At 60.7% G+C, this 14,453-nt stretch carries 15 protein-coding genes; 9 read left to right on the top strand and 6 right to left on the bottom strand.

Annotated features, from left to right (window positions below; all coding sequences use genetic code 11):
- Window positions 1-20: 20 nt before the first annotated feature.
- From FZF01_RS02890 to ftsY, 5 genes are all read right to left on the bottom strand, one after another.
- Complete coding sequence (locus FZF01_RS02890) at window positions 21-623, bottom strand: hypothetical protein (RefSeq protein ID WP_150276582.1); 603 nt, start codon at window positions 621-623, stop codon at window positions 21-23.
- A 123-nt stretch (window positions 624-746) separates the two neighbouring features.
- Window positions 747-1,613 carry an RNA polymerase sigma factor RpoH gene (gene rpoH / locus FZF01_RS02885; protein ID WP_150276581.1) on the bottom strand — a complete coding sequence of 289 codons (867 nt, stop codon included), beginning with the start codon at window positions 1,611-1,613 and terminating at the stop codon, window positions 747-749.
- Window positions 1,614-1,754: 141 nt separating this feature from the next.
- Complete coding sequence (gene ftsX, locus FZF01_RS02880; RefSeq protein WP_150276580.1) at window positions 1,755-2,759, bottom strand: permease-like cell division protein FtsX; 1,005 nt, start codon at window positions 2,757-2,759, stop codon at window positions 1,755-1,757.
- A gap of 2 nt (window positions 2,760-2,761) precedes the next feature.
- Complete coding sequence (ftsE, locus tag FZF01_RS02875) at window positions 2,762-3,424, bottom strand: cell division ATP-binding protein FtsE (protein WP_150276579.1); 663 nt, start codon at window positions 3,422-3,424, stop codon at window positions 2,762-2,764.
- A gap of 3 nt (window positions 3,425-3,427) precedes the next feature.
- A complete protein-coding gene (gene ftsY / locus FZF01_RS02870; protein ID WP_150276578.1) occupies window positions 3,428-4,609 on the bottom strand; it encodes a signal recognition particle-docking protein FtsY in 1,182 nt (393 codons plus the stop codon).
- Window positions 4,610-4,718: 109 nt separating this feature from the next.
- On the opposite strand from ftsY, the gene FZF01_RS02865 reads away from it, so the two are divergent.
- From FZF01_RS02865 to FZF01_RS02850, 4 genes are read left to right on the top strand one after another with little or no spacing between them, the layout of a single operon-like run.
- Window positions 4,719-6,101: a M16 family metallopeptidase gene (locus FZF01_RS02865; protein WP_150276577.1), complete on the top strand. Its 1,383-nt coding sequence runs from the start codon at window positions 4,719-4,721 to the stop codon at window positions 6,099-6,101.
- Window positions 6,101-7,666 (top strand): M16 family metallopeptidase, encoded by a 1,566-nt coding sequence (locus FZF01_RS02860; protein WP_150276576.1) that lies wholly within the window; start codon window positions 6,101-6,103, stop codon window positions 7,664-7,666. Before FZF01_RS02865 ends, FZF01_RS02860 begins: the two co-directional genes overlap by 1 nt.
- On the top strand, window positions 7,663-8,238 hold the full coding sequence (gene rsmD, locus FZF01_RS02855) for a 16S rRNA (guanine(966)-N(2))-methyltransferase RsmD (protein WP_150276575.1): 576 nt from the start codon (window positions 7,663-7,665) through the stop codon (window positions 8,236-8,238). Before FZF01_RS02860 ends, rsmD begins: the two co-directional genes overlap by 4 nt.
- Complete coding sequence (locus FZF01_RS02850) at window positions 8,235-9,212, top strand: hydrolase (RefSeq protein WP_150276574.1); 978 nt, start codon at window positions 8,235-8,237, stop codon at window positions 9,210-9,212. The genes rsmD and FZF01_RS02850 overlap by 4 nt, the downstream gene beginning before the upstream one ends.
- Before the next feature lie 10 nt (window positions 9,213-9,222).
- On the opposite strand, the gene FZF01_RS02845 is transcribed toward FZF01_RS02850, so the two are convergent.
- A complete protein-coding gene (locus FZF01_RS02845; protein WP_188434356.1) occupies window positions 9,223-9,876 on the bottom strand; it encodes a TetR/AcrR family transcriptional regulator in 654 nt (217 codons plus the stop codon).
- 120 nt (window positions 9,877-9,996) lie between these two features.
- Here FZF01_RS02845 and FZF01_RS02840 point away from each other — a divergent pair, with 120 nt between their 5' ends.
- The 5 genes from FZF01_RS02840 to FZF01_RS02820 all read left to right on the top strand — a co-directional run bounded on the left by FZF01_RS02840 (window position 9,997) and on the right by FZF01_RS02820 (window position 14,453).
- Entirely contained in the window at window positions 9,997-11,439 is a 1,443-nt protein-coding gene (locus tag FZF01_RS02840; RefSeq protein ID WP_150276572.1) for a coniferyl aldehyde dehydrogenase, read from the top strand.
- Between the two features lie 16 nt (window positions 11,440-11,455).
- Window positions 11,456-11,989, top strand: a complete 534-nt coding sequence (locus FZF01_RS02835) for a twin-arginine translocation pathway signal protein (protein WP_150276571.1) — start codon at window positions 11,456-11,458, stop codon at window positions 11,987-11,989.
- Window positions 11,990-12,009: 20 nt separating this feature from the next.
- Entirely contained in the window at window positions 12,010-13,608 is a 1,599-nt protein-coding gene (locus FZF01_RS02830) for a GMC family oxidoreductase (protein WP_150276570.1), read from the top strand.
- An 83-nt stretch (window positions 13,609-13,691) separates the two neighbouring features.
- Window positions 13,692-14,171 (top strand): pantetheine-phosphate adenylyltransferase, encoded by a 480-nt coding sequence (gene coaD, locus FZF01_RS02825; RefSeq protein ID WP_150276569.1) that lies wholly within the window; start codon window positions 13,692-13,694, stop codon window positions 14,169-14,171.
- A gap of 33 nt (window positions 14,172-14,204) precedes the next feature.
- Window positions 14,205-14,453 (top strand): YfhL family 4Fe-4S dicluster ferredoxin, encoded by a 249-nt coding sequence (locus FZF01_RS02820; protein WP_150276568.1) that lies wholly within the window; start codon window positions 14,205-14,207, stop codon window positions 14,451-14,453.

Here is a 14,453-nt window from a genome sequence, read left to right as displayed (position 1 = left end):
CGGATAAAGCCTGACTTGCCCTAGCGGGCGCCCTGCAAGCCGAACATGATCGAATGGGCTTGGTCACCACTGACAGCAACCACGGCGCCCATGCGGCCGTAAACCCAGGCCTGGTTGCCCTCACTCACATCCATGCGCATATCGGGTTCACCCAGAGTGCCGACAATGCGCTTGATTGCTACCGGTTCGGAGGGAATCAGACTGATCCGCTCCACCGGCTGACCAGCCAGGGCGGCACCGACCGAAGGCGACACAGATTGATCGCGCATGCCGGCCGTCCAGTCCTGCGCCTTGATCAGGCTGGCCATGCGCTCAGTATCCAACTCGATTACCGCCTGCACGCGCCAGTTCAGCTCGTCGCTCTGGATCACATAGCGGCTGACCAGCAAAGGCTCATCCTCGACACTGACCATCCATAACCGGCCCACGCCTAACGGCTTGTCGACACCGGCCAGGGTCAGGTCACCCTCGCGCAGGGGAGTCCAGATCGATTGCTGGTAACGCTCCTGCCACTGCATGGGTTCAGGCTCGCGCTGATCCATGACCCAGGTGACGAGGAAAAACAGGGCGATGACTACCAGACTGAACAGGGTGGCCATGCCGGCGCGGGGGCGAAAACTCATTCGATGCTCCTGACAGATTATTATTTATGCCGGGATTATGCCGGTTGCCGCGCTGGGGGGCCAGAAACACAAAAGGCATCCCTAGGGATGCCTTTGACGTGACCGGTCAGGCGGATAACAGAATCAGGCAGCGTCTTCGCTGTCCAGATTCTTCTTCAACTTGTTCATGGCGTTCTTTTCCAGCTGGCGGATACGTTCAGCCGACACCTGGTACTTGGCCGCCAGTTCGTGCAGGGTAGCCTTTTCTTCAGCCAGCCAGCGCTGATAGAGAATATCGCGGCTGCGCTCATCGAGTTGCTCCAGCCCATTCTGCAGCTGGGCAACAGAGCTGTCAGTCCAGTCAGCCGATTCCAGCTGGGTAGCCGGATCGTAGCGTTTGTCTTCCAGGTAGTGCACCGGCGCATAGGCCACAGCATCATCGTCGTCGTCCTGGGCACCATCGAAGCCGAGATCCTGGCCATACAGCCGGCTCTCCATTTCGCGTACTTCGCGGGTAACCACGCCCAGGTCGGCGGCAACGGCATTGACTTCGTCTTCTGACAACCAGGACAGTTTCTTCTTGGCGCTGCGCAGGTTGAAGAACAGCTTGCGCTGCGCCTTGGTGGTGGCCACCTTGACGATGCGCCAGTTGCGCAGGATGAACTCGTGTATTTCGGCACGGATCCAGTGCACTGCGAAGGACACCAGACGCACACCCATTTCCGGGTTGAAGCGCTTGACCGCCTTCATGAGACCGACGTTGCCTTCCTGTACCAGGTCTGCCTGAGCCAGGCCGTAACCGGAATAACTGCGCGCAATGTGCACAACAAACCGCAGGTGCGACATGACCAGTTGACGCGCCGCTTCGAGATCTTCGTTGTAGAACAAACGATCAGCCAACTCCCGCTCCTCTTCAACACTGAGGATCGGAATTCTGCTCACCGTCTGAACATAAGCCTCCAGGTTCGCACCCGGGACCAGATTATGTATGGGCTGCAGGGCAGTGCTCATGTTTGTACTCCAAAAAATTGACAGCCGAGTGTATCACTGCCAGATAAGACTATGAAACCCCGGCCTAGTTCCGTGCTGAGCCGACGCGCAGGGCAGCTCCGACGGGCGGCTGAATGGGCCCCAGTCTGCAATGTCTTGCAATTATTCCGGCTGAATATCAGCAATATGTCGACCCACAGCAAGCCAGGCACCAACCAGGCCCAGCAGCATTGCGCCGGCAACCAGGGTAAGACCGTCGATAACCGGCATGCCGGTCAGGGCAAAATCGCTCTGATAGAGCTCTGCCAGATCGCGCACCGTATTGTTCAGCCAGCCCATGCCAATCGCGAGCAGCAACCAGGCGAGCAACCCGGCCAGCAGACCATAAAGCACCCCGATGTAAAGGAATGGCCGTCGGACGAAGGCATCCGTCCCCCCCACCAGTTTGATCACCACGATTTCGTCACGGCGACCTTCGATCGCCAGACGGATGGTATTGATCATGACCAGTAACAGGGCCAACACCAGCAACACGGCCAGACCGCCGGTAAAACGCTCCAGCAGCGCCAGAATACCGGTCAGGCGCTCGATCCAGAGCAGATCAATCTGCACCTGATCAACGCCTGACAGGGCAGTCAGCTGATCGCGTAACGGTTCGAGTGTCGAGGCGCCGCCCTCGATACTCGAGGGCGTCACGATGATCACTGCCGGCAAGGGGTTATAGGCCAGCTGATCCAGGGCATCGCCCATACCCGAATGCTGTTTGAACTCAGCCAGAGCCAACTCGGGATCGAGCAGATGAGCTTCGGAAACCTGCTCCAGAGCGCGCACCTCAGCCAGCAAAGACGCCGCGGTTGCCGTCTCTACATCCTCGATCAGATACACCGACAGCTGCGCCGCCCGTTGCCAGTCCACGCCCAACCGTTCTACCTGACCGATCAACACGGCCAGACCCATGGGCAGGGCGAGGACGATGGTCATGACCAGAATCGTCATCGCACTGCTCAGTGGATTGAGACGCAGACGCTCCAGAGCCTGCCGCGCGCTGTCCCGGTGGCTACCAAACCAGCTGCGCAGGGTATGTTTCCAGCTGTGGCCTGAACGCGCCGCACCACTGGGCACCTTTGCACCACGTCTGGCCGGGGCTTTCTGTTTGTCGTCAGCCATGGCTATTCACCATCCCGAAGCAATCGACCCTGATCCAGGGTCAACATGCGGTGGTCGAGTGTTGCGATCAGCGGCAGATCGTGGCTGGCAATAATGACCGTGACCCCTACGCGGTTGAAGTCCTCGAACAGCCCCATGATCTCGGCAGACAGTGCCGGGTCGAGGTTACCGGTCGGCTCGTCGGCGAGCAGTAGTGCTGGCTTGTGCACCACGGCACGGGCCACGCCGACGCGTTGCTGCTCGCCGCCGGACAGGGCTATGGGATAGAGGCTTTCCTTGCTCAGCAGGCCAACCTTGTCCAGCGCCGCGCGCACGCGCCGGCCGACTTCACCCGGTGGCGTGCCGTTGATGATCAGCGGCAGGGCGACGTTGTCGAACACCGTGCGGTCGAACAACAGCTGGTGGTTCTGGAAGACCACGCCAACCTGCCGGCGCAGGTAGGGGATGTCATCACCGCTCAGCTCTCGCAGGTTCTGCCCGCCCACATGCACCTGGCCGGAGCTGGGGCGCTCCATGCACATGATCAGCTTGAGCAGGGTACTCTTGCCCGCGCCGGAATGGCCGGTGATGAAAACCATCTCGCCAACCTTTATATGAAAGCTCAGGTTATCCAGACCCATATGGCCGTTGGGATAGCGTTTGCTGACCTGCTCGAAACGAATCATGGTCTACTCACGCCCAAACAGTGCCTTGACGAATTCCGGTGCGGTGAAGGGCCGCAGGTCGTCTATCTGCTCGCCCACACCGATAAAACGGATGGGCAGGCCGAACTGTTTGGCCAGGGCGAAGATCACCCCACCCTTGGCCGTGCCGTCGAGCTTGGTCAGCACCAGGCCACTGAGACCCACCGCCTGATCGAACAGCTTGGTCTGGGATATGGCGTTCTGACCGGTGCCGGCATCGAGTACCAGCAGAATCTCATGGGGCGCGTCGGGATCAAGCTTGCTCATTACCCGCTTGACCTTTTTCAGCTCGTCCATGAGGTTGTCTTTGTTGTGCAGCCGGCCAGCAGTGTCGGCAATCAACACATCAACACCCCGAGCCTTGGCCGCCTGCAGGGCATCGAACACCACCGAGGCCGAATCCGAGCCGGTGTGTTGCGCCACCACCGGAATATTGTTGCGCTCACCCCACACCTGCAGCTGTTCAACGGCCGCCGCGCGGAAGGTATCACCGGCGGCCAGCATGACGCTGCGACCCTCGTTCTGCAGGCGCTTGGCGAGCTTGCCGATGGTCGTGGTCTTGCCCACACCATTGACGCCCACCACCAGAATCACGAAGGGCTGCTTTTCGGGGGTAATGACCATGGGCTTGGCGACATCAGCGAGCAGTGTTTCCAGTTCGTCCTGCAATGCCCTGTACAGCGCCTTGCGATTGGACAGCTGGCGACGACGCACGCGCTGCTGCAGCGACTCCATGATCAGGGTCGCAGCCTCGATACCCACGTCGGCCATCAGCAGCCGGGTTTCCAGCTCCTCGAGCAGCTCGTCGTCGATGTCTTTCTCGCCGAGGAACATGTTGGCCATGCCCTCGCCCAGGTTGCCGCTGGTCTTGGACAGACCGGCTTTCATCCGCGCGAAGAAGCTGCCGGCCGCCGGCTCTGCCTCCTGAGGCTCGGGCTGGACTTTGGCTTCCGCCTGGCCCAGGCCGGAAAACAGCGATTGAGCTACCTGGCGGGCGGCCTCATCGCTGTTCTGCGGGACAGCTTCTGGCCGTGCCGCCGGCTCGGCTTCAGCGTTCTCGTTTTTGCGCTTGCCCCAGCCAAACAGACCCTTTTTCTCGGGCTTGTTGCCATCCAGGGCGGCTTTAGGGGTAGCGGACTGATCAGACTTGTCTTTGGAACCAAACATTGACTTTCACTATCTAGGATCGGGCAGCGGGTGTTTGACCGCCGCATTGAAGGTTGGGTTATCCTACCCCACTTCCGCCACAGGCGGTACGTTCCTACAGGATGCTTGCATGCTACGGCTGAAAACCGCTTTTACGACACTTGTCCTGGCGTTCACCTGCCTCCCGGCCGTTGCCGAGGAGCCGCGCCAGGCCACCCACGCGTTCCATCTGGACAACGGGCTGAAGGTGATAGTTCGTGAAGATCACCGCGCACCGGTGGTGGTCTCCCAGCTATGGTATCGGGTCGGCAGCAGCCACGAGCCGCCCGGTCAGACCGGTATTTCCCATGCCCTGGAACACATGATGTTCAAGGGCAGCGAGAACCTCGAGCCGGGGGAAGCCTCCAAACTGCTGGGCAGCCTGGGCGCCCAGGAAAATGCCTTCACCAGCCGCGACTACACCGCTTACTACCAGGTGCTTAGCCGCGAGCAACTGCCCATTGCCCTGGAGATGGAAGCCGAGCGCATGCACAGCGCACGGCTGCCGGAAGACGAATTTCTGCGTGAAATGGAAGTGATAAAGGAAGAGCGTCGCCTGCGCGTGGACGACAACCCCAACAGCCTTGCCTACGAACGCTTTCTGACCCAGGCCCATATCGCCAGCCCCTACCAGCAACCGGTAATCGGCTGGATGCATGACATCGAACGCCTGACCATCGAGGATCTGCGTGCCTGGTATGGCACCTGGTACCAACCGGGCAATGCGATTCTGGTCATAGTCGGCGATGTAACCCTGGAGGAAGTCCGGCCCCTGGTAGAAACTTACTTCGGACCCATCCCCGCCGGAAAGCTACCCGCCCAGAAAGCACCCCTGGAACTGCCGGGCGGCGCCCAGCGCAATGTGACCATCGAAGTCGACGTACAACTCCCCAGCCTGTTGATGAGCTTCAATGTGCCCAGCCTGAGCACCGCAGAGGAAGCCTGGGAGATTCATGCCCTGCGCCTGTTGGAGGGCGTACTCGATGCCGGTTACAGCGCGCGCTTGCCCAGCCGCCTGGAACGAGGCAGCTCGGTGGCCACCTCGGTTAATGCCAGTTACAGCGCATTTACCCGTGGCGACACCCTGTTTACGCTCAGCGGCCTGCCCAACCAGTCACGTGAAGTGAGCCTGGCCGATCTGGAAGCCGCGTTATGGGACGAAATTGATCAGCTCAAGAACAACCCGCCCGACTCCGCCGAGCTGACACGGGTCAAGACCCAGTTGATCGCCCAGGACGTCTACGCACGGGACAGCATTACCCACCAAGCCAACCTGATAGGCCAGCTTGAAAGCGTCGGATTGTCGTGGGAACTGATCGAACAGGATGCCGACGCACTGGAGGCCGTGACGCCAGAGCAGATAAGCGCCGTGGCCCGCAAATTCCTGGTACCCGAGCGCCTGACCCGGGGTCATGTGTTGCCCACACCACCGGTAGCGCAATCTGCAGCACCCGCCAATCAAGGAGCCAACTGATGTCGGCAAAACCCATACCCATGGTTCGCTGGGTGCTGGCCGTAGTTGTGCTGGTGCTCGTTTTCGCGTTGTTGTTGAGCAAATCGATCAAGCCAGACGAACCGGCTATTGAAACCGCCGCCGCAGAGCAGGCACCCGCGGCCGAATCGAACGATGCGCTGCCCTCGGAGGCCAGCACCGATACGTTACCTGAGCTGGACTCCTTGCAGCGCATCAACCTGGACAAGGCGCCCGCGCGTCGCAGCCTGGACCTGCAGCACTGGACCACGGACGAAGGCGCGCGTGTCTATTTCATGCAGGCCGTCGAGCTGCCAATGCTCGACGTGCAGCTACTCTTCGCTGCCGGCGCCAGCCGCGATGGCACCCTCCCGGGCCTGGCCATGGTTACCAATGGCATGCTCAACGAGGGGATCGAGGGTATGGATTCCGGCGCAATCGCCGCGGGCTTCGAAAAACTTGGCGCCCAGTACGACAACAGCTCCCACCGCGATATGGCGCTGACCGGCCTGCGGACGCTGACCGCCCACGACAAGCTGCAGCCGGCCCTGGACCTGTTTACCCGTGTAGTTAGCCAGCCGAGCTTCCCCGCCGACGCCTTCGAACGTCTGCGCAATCAGCTGCAGGCCAGTCTGCAGATGCGTCTGCAGAGCCCTGGCGCGCTGGGTAGCGAAGCCTTCTGGGCGGGGCTCTACCCCGAGCACCCCTACGGCAGCCTGCCCTCGGGCGAGCCAGAGAGCCTGGCTCTGCTGACGCCGGGCATCCTGGACACCTTTCACAAAGAGTATTACACCGCCGGCAATGCGGTGATCGCCATGGTGGGCAATATCGACAGAGCAGAGGCGGAGCGTATCGCCAGTCGCCTTTCCCGCACCCTACCCCAGGGCCCGGCAGTGGCCGCGGTGGCCCAGCCCGATCAGGTGACGTCCCGGCATGAGCATGTAGTGTTCAATTCGCAGCAGACCCACATTCTCCTCGGCCAACTGGGTATCAGCCGGCACGACCCCGACTACGCGGCGCTCTACGTGGGCAACCAGATTCTCGGTGGCTCCGGCTTTGGTTCACGCCTGATGGAACAGATTCGCGAAGAGCGTGGCCTGTCCTATTCGGTCAGCAGCAGCCTGGTGCCCATGCAGGCCGCAGGCCCATTCCAGATTGGCATGCAGACGCGCAACGATCAGGTCGAACTGGCATTGGAAGTGATAGATGCAACCCTCGAAGAGTTCGTTAGTGAGGGGCCGACCGAGGCGGAGCTGATCCGCACCAAGCGTCAGATCATGGGGGAGTTTCCCCTGTCCACGGCGAGCAATGATGCCATCGTTGGCCAACTGGGCATGATCGGTTTTTACGGATTGCCGCTCAACCACATGCAACTGTTTCTTGATCAGGTGGAGAAGCTTGAGGTTGAGGACGTGCGCGCGGCCTTTCAGCGCCACATCGATCCGCAGCGTCGGCTTATCGTGACAGTCGGACCTGAACCCGTTATGGCCGAAGTGAATGCACTGAAAGACGCCGAAGCGACCGACGAGGTTATTGTGCCGGATGCGCCGCCGGAGTCCGCACAATGAAGCCCGGAACCAATCGTCAGAGCCAGTTGCGCATCATTGCCGGCAACTGGCGCAGCCGCCGTTTCAGCTTCACCGAGCAGCCCGGCTTGCGGCCAACGCCGGACCGGGTGCGCGAGACCCTGTTCAACTGGCTCAGTGGCCATATCGAAGGGGCGCGCTGCGTGGATCCCTTTGCCGGAAGCGGCGCTCTGACCCTGGAAGCCCTGTCCCGCGGTGCCGCCTGGGTCCTTGCCGGCGACACCAGCCGGGAAGTGGTCAATACCTTGCGCGGGCATCTACAGACCCTGGACTGCGACCGGGCGGAAGTACGCCAGCAGGACGCTGTGGCCATGCTGTCTACCCCGCCTGCGGAGCCCTTTGAGCTCGCCTTTCTGGATCCACCGTTTCGCCAGGACCTGTTAGCGCCAGCCTGTGCGGCGCTGGAAGACAACGGTTGGCTGAGCGCTGACGCAATGATCTATACCGAAAGCGAATGCCCGCCAAGCCAGCTGCCACGGCCTGCCACCTGGTCACTGCACCGGGAAAAGCGCGCCGGACAAGTCTGGTACAGCCTCTGGCAACGCAACGCATGACCCCGTTCCGCCCCGCCAGATGGTTGCCTGGCGGGCACCTGCCCACTCTGTATGGCCCGCTGTGCCGCACTGCCCCTGCGCTGGAGCGGCGCCGCGAACGTCTGACCCTGGCCGACGGCGACTTTCTTGATCTGGACTGGTACGGGCCGGACACAGCGGACCAGCCCTGCGTGATTCTCCTGCACGGTCTGACCGGCAGCTCCAGCTCGCTGTATATCCTCGGTCAGCAGCAAGCGCTGGCCGCGATGGGCTGGCCGAGCGTGGCTGTGAACTGGCGTGGCTGTTCCGGGGAGCCCAATCACCTGGCCCGTGGCTACCACTCCGGCGCCAGCGAGGACCTGGCCGAGGTTATTACCCACTTGCACGCAGCCGCCCCGCACCGACGCCTGTATGCAGCGGGTTACTCCCTCGGCGGCAATGTGCTGTTGAAATACCTGGGCGAGCGCGGCAACGACTCGCTCCTTGAGGCCGCCGCTGCAGTGTCTGTGCCCTTTCGCCTGGACCAGTGCGCGGACCGCTTGCAACTGGGATTTTCACGGGTCTATCAGGCGCGCTTCATGCGCGACATGCTGGCCTACGTCAGGAACAAGCAACGCCTGTTTGCCCACCAGGGGCGCGAAGCCGAGCAAGCCAGTCTGGCCGCGCTCGGCTCGTTGGAGGGCATGGATTCATTCTGGGATTTCGATGATCGTGTCACGGCCCCGTTACATGGCTACGCCAGCGCCGAGGATTACTATCGTCGCTGCAGTAGCCGCTTTTTCCTGGGTACCATCAGCGTACCCACGCTGCTCATCCAGGCGCTGAACGATCCCTTTGTCTATCCCCACAGCCTGCCCGAACAGAGCGAGCTGGCCCCCGGCACCCGGTTCGAGCTGCATCCCGGCGGCGGGCATGTCGGTTTTGTAGAGGGCTCCCCATTCAATCCGCGCTTCTACCTGGAGCGGCGCCTGCCGCAATGGTTTGCTGAGCAGTAGGTAATCAGCCTCACAGCGGCACGTAATAATCATCCAGCATGGCCTGCACGGCCTCTCGCGAGCTCTCGGTCAGCAGCCCGCGTTCCTGCGCCAGCACCTGGTAGACGCCCCGCCGCAACAGATCTGGCGTCAGCTGCGGCTGCTCGGGGTCCAGCACCGTCGTATACAGATAGCCCACCCAGCCGGTCATCAACAGCCAACTGTTGGTCGCCAATGCCTGTGGATCGGTGCGCTCGCTACAGAGAATGTCGGCGTCGACCAGGCCCTGGTAAATCCTCTGGCCGCTCTGGACACAGCGCTGGGAGAACACCCGATACCGCTGAGCCAGGTCCGGATCGCTGTTGAGCAAGTGTTCCAGATCCCGGTGCAGAAATCGGTAATCCCAAAGCCCGGCAAAGATCGACTCCAGGTAATGCGCCTTGTCAGCGATGACCAGCGACCGACCCTCCGGCACACTCAGATAAGCGTCCACCTGTTGCTCATAGGCGCTGAACAGCTCGGCAATGATCTGCTGCTTATTGCGAAAATGGTAATACAGGTTGCCCGGCGACATACCCAGATGCACCGCGATATGGTTGGTGGTTACCGAGCGCTCGCCGAGCTCGTTGAATAGCTGGAGGCTTGCGTTGAGTATGCGATCGCGGGTTTTCATGCCTTCTCTCAGTGTCAAAATGTTTCGGATGTCCCACCGAACGGGCAGTTGCATTGACAGCTTAGAGCAATTGCTCTAAAAATACCCTTTCTCAAATAAAACAGGCCCATAAAGGTCTGCCGGAGCGTTGCCATGGTAGCCGATATTGCTTATATGCAGGACCAGCAACAGTCGATTTCGCGAATGCAGCTATTGTTCAAGCAACAGCGTGCGGCCTTTCGTCATGATCCCATGCCCACGGCAGACAAACGGATCGAAACTCTCCAATCCCTGAAGGCAGCGCTGTTGCGCTATCAGGAACCGCTGATCAGGGCCATCAGCACCGATTTTGGCCGCCGCTCTGCTGACGAGACCAAATTGGCGGAAATACTGCCCGCCCTTGAGGGAATCAAATACGTGAGCAAGCGCCTGCGCCGCTGGATGAAGCCATCCAGCCGGCACGTTGGCATGGCCTTCCAGCCCGGCAAGGCCAAGGTGATCTATCAGCCCCTGGGCGTGGTGGGCGTTATCGTACCCTGGAATTATCCGCTGTATCTGGCCATGGGGCCGCTGACCGGCGCGCTGGCGGCCGGCAACCGGGTGATGATCAAGATGAGCGAATCCACCCCCGAGACAGCCAGGGTGTTTGCGCAGATGCTCGCGGATATCTACCCCGAGGATCAGGTCGCCGTGGTGACCGGTGAGGCCGAGGTGGGCATGGCATTTTCCCAACTGCCCTTCGATCACCTGTTGTTCACCGGGGCCACCAGTATCGGCAAGCACGTTATGCGCGCAGCAGCGGAGAACCTGACCCCTGTCACCCTGGAATTGGGCGGCAAGTCACCGGCCATCGTCTCCAAGAATGTGCCCATTGCCGACGCGGCAGAACGCATCGCCTTCGGCAAGGGCGTGAACGCCGGACAGACCTGTGTGGCCCCCGATTATGTGCTGTGCCCCCGAGAACGTGTTGATGAGCTGATCGAAGCCCTGCGCATGCAGTTTGCGCGGCTCTACCCCAGCCTGCGTGACAATACCGACTACACCCAGGTGGTGAATCCCCGTCAGCACCAGCGCATCCAGGGTTATCTCCAGGATGCTCGCGACAAGGGCGCACGGGTCATCGAGCTGAATCCGAAGGACGAGGAGTTCAGCGACACGCGGATTCTGCCCCCGACCCTGCTGCTGGATGTCACCGACGACATGAAAATCATGCAGGAAGAGATCTTTGGTCCCCTGATGCCGATTCTGCCCTACGACCGCATTGAAGATGCCATGGAATACATAGCAGACCGCCCGCGGCCACTGGCACTCTACTACTTCGGCTATGACAAGCCCGAGCAGGAGCGGCTGATGAATCAGACCCATGCGGGCGGCATGTGTATCAACGACACCATCCTCCACGTGGCACAGGATGACATGCCCTTCGGTGGTATCGGCCCCTCGGGCATGGGGCACTACCATGGCCATGAAGGTTTTCTGACCTTCAGCAAGGCCAAGGGCATATATATCAAGCAACGCTTCAATGGCGCGCGGCCTATCTATCCTCCCTATGGTGGTGCGGTATTGAAGCTGGTCTACAAGTTGTTCATCCGTTAATGGCGGGGAGCCGAAAATGAACTCTATCAACTCCGCCCGGATCAACCGGCGGGATCTGTTGAAGCTCGGTCTGGGTGCCAGCGCGACGCTGGCCACAGTGGGCATGACAGCCACCCTTTCCGGTTGCAGCAGCAGCCAACCCGGCGTCGGTTATTCAGTACTGCGCGATACGGATATTCCGGTGGTGGCGGCGATCATGAGTGGCCTGGTAGGGCCGCATCCAGCGCTCAGCCAGGATACGCTGCAAGCCGCTATAGACCAGTTGGACACCACTCTGGCCTGGACCTCCACAGCGGTACAGACACAGGTCACCGACCTGCTTGGCATGCTGTCGATGCCTATTACACGTGGTCCGATGACCGGCATCTGGGGCAGTTGGGACAAGGCGTCAATTGCCGAGGTGCAGGCCTTTCTGAAACGCTGGCGCGATAGCCGTCTGGACATGCTGCGCCAGGGCCACAACGCCCTCAGCCAGTTGCTTCTGATGGCCTGGTACGCCACCCCCGCTTCCTGGGCCGCCGCCGGTTATCCCGGCCCGCCGCAAATCTGATTCTCTGCAGGTAAATCGACATGCCCGTTCCCGATCTATTTCTACAAGGTATTGACCGCGGCTGGCAGGTATTGGATGCCAGTGAATTCGACTCCGAGCAAACCTTTGAAGCCGATGTCATCATCATCGGCACCGGTGCCGGCGGAGGCACCAGCGCAGAGATTCTTGCCCAGGCCGGGCTGAAGGTGCTGCTGGTGGAAGAAGGCACTCTGAAAACCTCCAGTGATTTCAAGAACGACGAGGCCAAGGCCTATGCCGAGCTCTACCAGGAAGGCGCTGCACGCGCTACGGCTGACGGCGGTATCGGTATTCTGCAGGGCCGTACGGTAGGCGGTACCACCACGGTCAACTGGACCAGCAGCTTTCGCACCCCGGATCAGACCCTGGCCCACTGGGCCGATGTGCACGGCGTAAAGAACCTGGACTCGGGGAGTATGGCTCCCTGGTTTGCACGCATGGAGGAGCGCCTGGGCGTTGCGCCCTGGGCGGTGCCGGCCAATGCCAACAACGACGTGATTCGTGCTGGCTGCGAGAGCCTGGGCTGGCACTGGCAGGTGATTCCGCGCAACGTGCGCGGCTGCTGGAACCTCGGCTATTGCGGTACAGGTTGCCCGACCAATGCCAAGCAGTCGATGCTGGTGACCACCATACCTGCGGCGCTGGAAAAGGGGGCCACCCTGATCCATACGGCCCGGGCGGAAAAGCTGGTCTTCGAGGGTGACCTGATAACAGGTGTCCAGTGCCGCGCCATGAACGACCGGCTAACGCTCGCCAATGGCCAGGGCTTTACCCTGCGCGGCCGCCATGTGGTACTGGCTGGTGGTGCTATCAACAGTCCCGCACTGCTTATGCGCTCCGGCGCTCCCGACCCGCACGGCCGCCTGGGCAAGCGCACCTTTCTGCATCCGGTGAACTTCAACGTCGCCCAGTACGATAACGACATCAATGGTTTTTACGGGGCGCCACAGTCGATCTATTCGGATGAGTTCCAGTGGAGCAACGGCACCACCGGGCCGATCGGCTTCAAGCTCGAGGTACCGCCCATGCAGCCGAGTATTACTTCGGCGCTGCTCGGTGGTCATGGACAGACCAATTTCGAGCGCAACCAGAAGCTCGCGCAGAGCAACATTCTGATCGCGCTGATGCGTGACGGCTTCGATGAGCGCAGCCAGGGCGGCAGCGTGGCACTGCGCGATGATGGCAACCCGGTGCTTGACTACCCGCTTGATGATTATATCTGGGACGGCGCCCGCCGCGCCTGGCTTGCCATGGGCGAAATTCAGTTCGCCGCCGGGGCCAAGGCAGTGATGCCCGTACACAGCCAGGGACAGATGAGCCGCAACTGGACAGATTTCAAGCAGCAAGTGGAGGGCCTGAAATACGCTATCTATGACGTACGCCTGGCCAGTGCACACGTCATGGGCGGCTGCGCCATGGGTGAAGACCCGACCCGGGCGGTGACCGACAGTCTGGGACGCCACCACCAGATAGAGAATCTCTCGATATTTGACGGCTCACTTTTCCCCACCAGCATCGGCGCCAACCCGCAGCTATCGATCTATGGCCTGGTTTCCAGGCTGGCCAGCAGTCTGGCTACCCGGATGCAGAGCCCGACCTAGCCTATCGGAAGGGCTCCGGTTGGCCCTGGGGACAGCATTGGGCTACCATCGGCGCATCAATCACTGTTGCAGGATCAGTCGCAATGAACACGGTTCTTTATCCCGGCACTTTCGATCCCATCACCAAGGGGCACACCGACCTGGTGGAGCGCGCCGCACGCCTGTTCGACAAGGTGGTGGTGGCTGTTGCTGCCAGCACCAAGAAAAACCCCGCGTTCACGCTCGAAGAGCGAGTCAACATGGCCCGCGAGGTGCTTGCACACATTCCCAACGTGGAAGTGGTGGGTTTCTCCGAACTGCTAGCGCATTTCGTCAAGAAGGTGGATGCCAACGTGCTGTTACGTGGCCTGCGTGCGGTATCGGATTTCGAGTACGAATTTCAGCTTGCCAACATGAACCGGGTCCTGGCTCCAGATGTAGAAAGCCTGTTCCTGACGCCATCGGAGCAGTATTCTTATATCTCCTCCTCGCTGGTGCGTGAGATTGCCGCGCTGAACGGGGACGTCACCAAGTTTGTGCACCCGTCCGTCAACGCAGCGCTGATCAAGCGCTACCACGAATAGACCGCCGGGTTTTTCACGCGGAGCTCCCGATACATGTCCCTGATCATCACCGACGATTGCATCAATTGCGACGTTTGCGAACCCGAATGCCCCAACAATGCGATCTCCCAAGGTGAAGAGATCTATGTAATCGATCCCAACCTGTGCACCGAGTGTGTAGGGCATTTTGACGAGCCCCAATGTCAGCAGGTCTGTCCGGTAGATTGCATCCCACTTGACCCGGAACACGTCGAGAGCCAGGAAGAGCTGTTGGAGAAATACCACATACTGACAGGCCAATAA

The sequence above is a fragment of the Halopseudomonas salina genome (assembly GCF_008641105.1).
The sequence above is the reverse complement of the archived record's forward strand: the minus strand, read 5'-3'. Positions and strand labels throughout refer to the sequence as shown.

Bases quoted from the DNA above. Each gene is read 5' to 3' on its own strand.
- FZF01_RS02830 (WP_150276570.1), top strand. From the start codon at position 12,010: ATGCCCGTTCCCGATCTATTTCTACAAGGTATTGACCGCGGCTGGCAG.
- FZF01_RS02840 (WP_150276572.1), top strand. From the start codon at position 9,997: ATGGTAGCCGATATTGCTTATATGCAGGACCAGCAACAGTCGATTTCG.
- FZF01_RS02820 (WP_150276568.1), top strand. From the start codon at position 14,205: ATGTCCCTGATCATCACCGACGATTGCATCAATTGCGACGTTTGCGAA.
- rpoH (WP_150276581.1), bottom strand. From the start codon at position 1,613: ATGAGCACTGCCCTGCAGCCCATACATAATCTGGTCCCGGGTGCGAAC.
- ftsE (WP_150276579.1), bottom strand. From the start codon at position 3,424: ATGATTCGTTTCGAGCAGGTCAGCAAACGCTATCCCAACGGCCATATG.
- FZF01_RS02865 (WP_150276577.1), top strand. From the start codon at position 4,719: ATGCTACGGCTGAAAACCGCTTTTACGACACTTGTCCTGGCGTTCACC.
- ftsX (WP_150276580.1), bottom strand. From the start codon at position 2,759: ATGGCTGACGACAAACAGAAAGCCCCGGCCAGACGTGGTGCAAAGGTG.
- FZF01_RS02835 (WP_150276571.1), top strand. From the start codon at position 11,456: ATGAACTCTATCAACTCCGCCCGGATCAACCGGCGGGATCTGTTGAAG.
- FZF01_RS02850 (WP_150276574.1), top strand. From the start codon at position 8,235: ATGACCCCGTTCCGCCCCGCCAGATGGTTGCCTGGCGGGCACCTGCCC.
- ftsY (WP_150276578.1), bottom strand. From the start codon at position 4,609: ATGTTTGGTTCCAAAGACAAGTCTGATCAGTCCGCTACCCCTAAAGCC.
- FZF01_RS02860 (WP_150276576.1), top strand. From the start codon at position 6,101: ATGTCGGCAAAACCCATACCCATGGTTCGCTGGGTGCTGGCCGTAGTT.
- coaD (WP_150276569.1), top strand. From the start codon at position 13,692: ATGAACACGGTTCTTTATCCCGGCACTTTCGATCCCATCACCAAGGGG.
- rsmD (WP_150276575.1), top strand. From the start codon at position 7,663: ATGAAGCCCGGAACCAATCGTCAGAGCCAGTTGCGCATCATTGCCGGC.
- FZF01_RS02890 (WP_150276582.1), bottom strand. From the start codon at position 623: ATGAGTTTTCGCCCCCGCGCCGGCATGGCCACCCTGTTCAGTCTGGTA.